Annotated in this window: 6 protein-coding genes; all 6 read right to left on the minus strand. The window is 59.5% G+C overall.

What is annotated here, in order from left to right:
* Positions 1 to 302 (minus strand): S-adenosylmethionine synthetase N-terminal domain-containing protein (locus Q0072_RS15760; RefSeq protein ID WP_298332009.1); only part of this gene is annotated, 302 nt, incomplete at its 3' end.
* A gap of 160 nt (positions 303 to 462) precedes the next feature.
* Complete coding sequence (locus Q0072_RS15765; protein ID WP_013477706.1) at positions 463 to 882, minus strand: helix-turn-helix transcriptional regulator; 420 nt, start codon at positions 880 to 882, stop codon at positions 463 to 465.
* An 86-nt stretch (positions 883 to 968) separates the two neighbouring features.
* On the minus strand, positions 969 to 2,654 hold the full coding sequence (gene lnt, locus Q0072_RS15770) for an apolipoprotein N-acyltransferase (RefSeq protein ID WP_298332015.1): 1,686 nt from the start codon (positions 2,652 to 2,654) through the stop codon (positions 969 to 971).
* Complete coding sequence (locus Q0072_RS15775) at positions 2,651 to 3,541, minus strand: hemolysin family protein (RefSeq protein WP_298332019.1); 891 nt, start codon at positions 3,539 to 3,541, stop codon at positions 2,651 to 2,653. The genes lnt and Q0072_RS15775 overlap by 4 nt, the downstream gene beginning before the upstream one ends.
* Positions 3,542 to 3,551: 10 nt before the next feature.
* Positions 3,552 to 4,022 (minus strand): rRNA maturation RNase YbeY, encoded by a 471-nt coding sequence (ybeY, locus tag Q0072_RS15780; RefSeq protein ID WP_290793895.1) that lies wholly within the window; start codon positions 4,020 to 4,022, stop codon positions 3,552 to 3,554.
* The gene (locus Q0072_RS15785) at positions 4,015 to 4,974 is read right to left on the minus strand and encodes a PhoH family protein (RefSeq protein WP_126422060.1); all 960 of its coding nucleotides are present in this window, start codon (positions 4,972 to 4,974) and stop codon (positions 4,015 to 4,017) included. The genes ybeY and Q0072_RS15785 overlap by 8 nt, the downstream gene beginning before the upstream one ends.
* Positions 4,975 to 5,039 lie beyond the last annotated feature (65 nt).

Below are 5,039 nucleotides of genomic sequence, written 5' to 3' on the forward strand. Positions count from 1 at the left end.
AGGTGGCAAGCATAGTGGGCCGTGGCCCAGTGGAAGCCCTTTTGCGCATAACCGATATCTTTGATGGCGGCGCGCACCTTGTCTTCCAAACCGGCGATGATTTCGCGCATCTTGTCGTCGGCCGCACGTACTTCACCGGCCAGAATAACCCGTTCGGTCGTCACCAGGGTTTCGCAAGCCACGCGGGCTTCAGGGTCTTCGCGCAGGAAGGCATCAACCACGACATCGGAAACCCGGTCGGCAACCTTGTCCGGATGGCCTTCAGAGACACTTTCGGAAGTGAAGATATAGGACGGGCGCATGGCGAACTCCGCTGTTCAATTAGATTACTCGCACTCTCATATAAACATATCTTTATATGATCAAGTCGTTTGTGGGGTAACCGCTGAGTATGCGCGCGCCAGCAATAAAAACCCCGCCGATCGGGCGGGGTTTGCGGGGAGGTAGGTCTGTCTGTAATCTTTAGTCTTCGCTGTCTTCCGCCAGCGCGCGCACCAGCTCAAGGATACGGCGACGGTGCTTGGCGTTTTTAATGCGTGGGAAGGCCTCAGCCAGTTCGATGCCTTCGGTGGTCATCAGGAACCCGTGCACGAACTGCTCGGACTGTGACTCCGAAAAGCCTTCAACGGCTTCGGACTCACCATAGCCTTCAAAGAAGTAGGCTACCGGGGCCTTAAGCGCCCGCGAGATTTCGTGCAGCTTCGACGCGCTGATACGGTTGGAACCGCGCTCGTACTTCTGCACCTGCTGGAAGGTCAGGGAGATGGTTTCTGCCAACGCCTCCTGCGACATTCCCAAAAACTTGCGACGCATACGCACACGCGCACCGACATGCAAATCAACCGGATTCGGACTGCGGTCCGTCTTAGAATTTTCGTCCAACTTTGCCTCTTTACTTTATACAGCCGGCGTTGTCGCCGTACCGCTTTTTGTCATAACACCCCCTCCCATCCGGATCTGGGAGGCGGTCATCTTTCTTGGTTGTTTTTGCTAACGTTTACAAAAGTCACAAATACCAATGGAATCAAGCAAAAAAGCGCTACAAGCATGAGGTGCAGGTGCCGCCACAGCGTGTAGGGGGCAAATGATACCGCAGACGGTAACATCACATCACGAAAGCCTGATTGACCGATGCCGATTTCCGAGCGCGGCACGATGCGCCCCAGGGGGTCAATCACCGCGGATACACCCGTAGGGGTTGACCGGACCATGGGCAGACCTTCTTCGATAGCGCGATAGCTGGACAGGTTGAGATGCTGCACCGGTCCGGTTGTCGGGCCAAACCACGCATCGTTGGAAATATTGACAATCCATGATGGCCGTAATGGGGCAGACGATGGTTTGGCCTCACCCGTGGCCAAGGCGGGGAACAGGCCTTCATAACAGATCAGCGGCAGAAACGACGGCAATCCCGTGACCGCGACGGGATGCGTGCGCGGGCCGGGACTGAAGCCGTCACCGACATGCGCCAACTCCTTTACACCAAGGCTTTCCAGCACGCTTTCGAAGGGCAAAAACTCACCAAACGGCACCAGTTTGAACTTGGAATAGACCACCTGATAGTTCGTCCCGCTCTCATCACGGGAAAGCGCCAGCAGGGAGTTACGCCACACAAGGGCGTCATGGTCATCTATTGCGCGATGATAGGCACCCCACAACAGAACCTGATCCGGCTTAAGGAGGCCAGCAAACAGGTTTGCAGTCTCCGATTGTGGATCGAGCAGGTTCTCAGCGGCGTCCGGAAGCGCCCCTTCCGGCCAGATAATAACGTCCGGGTAACCTTTGTTATCACGTTTTGTAACAGATTGTAAAAATTCTCGTTTCGCGTGTGCCTGACTGTAGGCGACATAGTCGCGCATGACCCTGAGGAGTGCGCCCTCGCTCCATTTGGCGCGCTGACCGATGTTTGGTTGCACAAGGCGTATCCATGTGCCCGTCGTCGCGACCTCGGTCGTGGACAGACGCACGGCTCCGAAGGTGAAGCCCGAGAGCAGCACGACCGACGACACGGCCACTGGCCACAGCCCTTTGAAGCCCTGACCACGACGGCTGACGGCCGGACTGGCAAACAGGGTGACGGTAAACAGGCTGAGGCCATAGACGCCAAACAGGGCTGCCAGTTGTGACATGGCCGAACCGGCCTTCCACGTCGCGCCGGCCGGATTCCATGGAAACCCGGTCAGGATCGTGCCACGCAGCCACTCAAACAGACAAAACAGACCGGCAAAGACCAGCCAGCGCGACCAATGCCCCGCCAACGGCCCGCTCACCAGTTTGCGATAGACTGCAAACGCCGCCCCCCAGAACAGGGCAATACCGCCGGGCAGCAAACAGACCGCAAACGGGGCCATCCAGCCCTGATTGCTGGCATCGACCAGAAAGGCCTCTGCCACCCAGAAACAGCCGACTAGGAAATAGAGAAACCCGGCCCACCATCCCATCGCAAAGGCCTTGCGCAACGGTTTGGGGCCGAGGTCCTGATCAAGGCTCCACAGAAGGACCGCATAGGCCAGAAGCCCCGGCAGAAATCCGAACGGCGGCTGCGCCAGCCCCAGCAGCACCCCCATCAGCGCCGCCTGCCGCTTTGGCCCCACATAGCGGCGGTAAAAGGCGAAGGCGGGTGCCAGATGGGCGCCGAGTGCGGTCAGGGTCATACGTCTTCCGGGATCAGGTCGGGTTTGCGTTCGTGACGATGCAGGCGCAGGCGCTTGATGCGGCGCTGATCGGCGTCCAGCACCTCTATATCTATCCCCGCCGCGGCGTAAGGGATGATTTCGCCAGGTTGCGGCACGCGGCCGGCCAGCACTGCCACCAGCCCGCCCAGCGTATCGACCTCATCCTCGCCATCTTCGGGGAACAGGCGCAGACCCAGCCGTTCCTCAAGCGTCTCCAGCTCGACGCGGCCACTCACCTCGATCTGGCCATCCGGCGTTTCGATCAGATCTTCGGCTTCGTCATCGTCGTATTCGTCGGCAATGTCCCCGACCACGGCTTCGAGCAGGTCTTCGAGCGTCACTAGCCCGTCGGTGCCGCCGTGTTCGTCGATCACCAGCGCCATGTGTGAGCGCTCAGTCTGCATTTTCAGCAACAGGTCCGTCGCCGACATAGCCCCCGGCACATAGATCAGTTCACGCTTCAGCCGGTCGGTCACGGGCGCGTCCCAGTCGGGAATACGCCGGTCTTCGGAGGGAGCCAGCAGCTTGAACACATCCTTCACGTGGATGACGCCCACCGGATGATCGAGATTGTCGCTATAGACGGGCAGGCGCGAATGTTCGCTTTCCACGCACACCCGTACCAGTTCGGAGAGGGTGGCTGCGTCTTCGATGCCGATAATATCGACCCGCGGCGTCATCACGTCGGATACGCGCAGGTTCTGAAAGGCACGGGCGTGTTCGATCAGGTCGTTGGAAGCCTCGGGGCGGTCGCTCAGACTGAGCGGCTTTTCCGCCTCATCCGGCCCCAAAAGGCCAAAGAGGTTCAACAGGGTCTTTCTGGGTCCGGTCGGGCGCTTGGCGCTACGACTGTCAGGCTCCGGCATGGTCAGTGGCCTATTTCTCTAGGTAAGGATCGGCAATGCCGAGCCCGTGCAGGATCTTGCGCTCAAGGTCTTCCATCTCCTCGGCTTCGGGATCGTTGATGTGATCATACCCTAAAAGATGCAAAGCGCCATGGACGCTGAGGTGCGCCACATGGGCCTTAAGCGTTTTTTTCTGCTCTTTCGCCTCACGCACGCAGGTTTCAAACCCAAAGGCGATATCGCCCAGATGCGGGTGCATCATGTCCGGCGCGGGGAAGGACAGCACATTGGTGGGGGCGTTCTTTTGACGGAACTCTTTGTTGAGCGCCTTCATTTCGGCGTCATCGGTGAGCAACACCACCAGATCCAGCTGCTCCTTTGCCCCCAGATACGCGAACGTCGCCTCAATGGCACCCGTCACCACCGCCGACACCTCCGGCAGGGCTTCGGTCCAGTCGTCGTGTTCGACCTCAATGTCGATCAGGGGGGCAAATTCAGTCATGCTTTTCGCTGTCATAGGCGCGCACGATGCGCGCGACCAGTTCGTGCCGCACCACGTCCTCGGCGGTGAGGCGCGACACCCCTACCCCCTTCACGTCGTTCAGAAGACCCACGGCGTGTACCAGACCGGAATCCGAGGCGCGCGGCAGATCGACCTGCGACGGATCGCCGGTGACGACCATTTTCGAGCCTTCGCCCAGGCGCGTCAGCACCATCTTCATCTGCTGTTTGGTGGTGTTCTGCGCCTCATCGACAATCACATAGGCGTTGGACAGGGTGCGACCGCGCATATAGGCCAGCGGTGCGACCTCGATCTCATTACGCTCGCGGCGGCGACGCAGGCTTTCCGCGCCCAGAATGTCGTCCAGCGCCTGCCAGATCGGCATCAGGTAGGGATCGACCTTTTCATTGAGATCACCGGGCAGGAAACCCAGTTTTTCGCCGGCTTCGACCGCCGGGCGGGTGATGACCAGACGATCCACCGCCCCTTTGAGCAGCAGGGACGTACCATGCGCCACCGCCATAAAGGTCTTGCCAGACCCCGCCGGACCCAGACCGAAGGTCAGATCGTTGCGCAGCAGTTGCTGATAATATTTGGCTTGCCCCTCGGTCTTCGGCGCAATGGCGCCTTTGCGGCCCATCACGATCACATGCGATTGGCCGTGGTGATCGGCCCACACCGGCGACTTGCCCGTCGGGTTTTGGATCAGGGTGCGTACATCGACCTCGCTGATCTCCACGCCTTCGTCATAAAGCTCTGACAAGGCGTTGAGGATGACATGAGCGCGCTGACGATCACGCACCTTACCCGTCACCTGAAACCCGCCGCCGGGCGTTTCGATCAGCACGTGATAGGCCCCTTCGATCAGGGCCAGATAGCGCTGTGCGGGTCCGGACAAGGCCAGAACCTTGTCTTCGCTCAGTTCGATGAAATCTTCGGTGGCAAGGGTCAAGCGTGTACCTTTTCCAGTTCCCCGATCAGAGAATTGTTCCCCACGCCCACAATCTTCACCGGCAC

The sequence above is a fragment of the Asticcacaulis sp. genome, from assembly GCF_027484505.1.
In the GTDB taxonomy this organism is placed as follows: domain Bacteria; phylum Pseudomonadota; class Alphaproteobacteria; order Caulobacterales; family Caulobacteraceae; genus Asticcacaulis.

Coding starts and splice junctions, on each gene's coding strand:
- ybeY (WP_290793895.1), bottom strand. CDS start 4,022: ATGACTGAATTTGCCCCCCTGATCGACATTGAGGTCGAACACGACGAC.
- Q0072_RS15775 (WP_298332019.1), bottom strand. CDS start 3,541: ATGCCGGAGCCTGACAGTCGTAGCGCCAAGCGCCCGACCGGACCCAGA.
- lnt (WP_298332015.1), bottom strand. CDS start 2,654: ATGACCCTGACCGCACTCGGCGCCCATCTGGCACCCGCCTTCGCCTTT.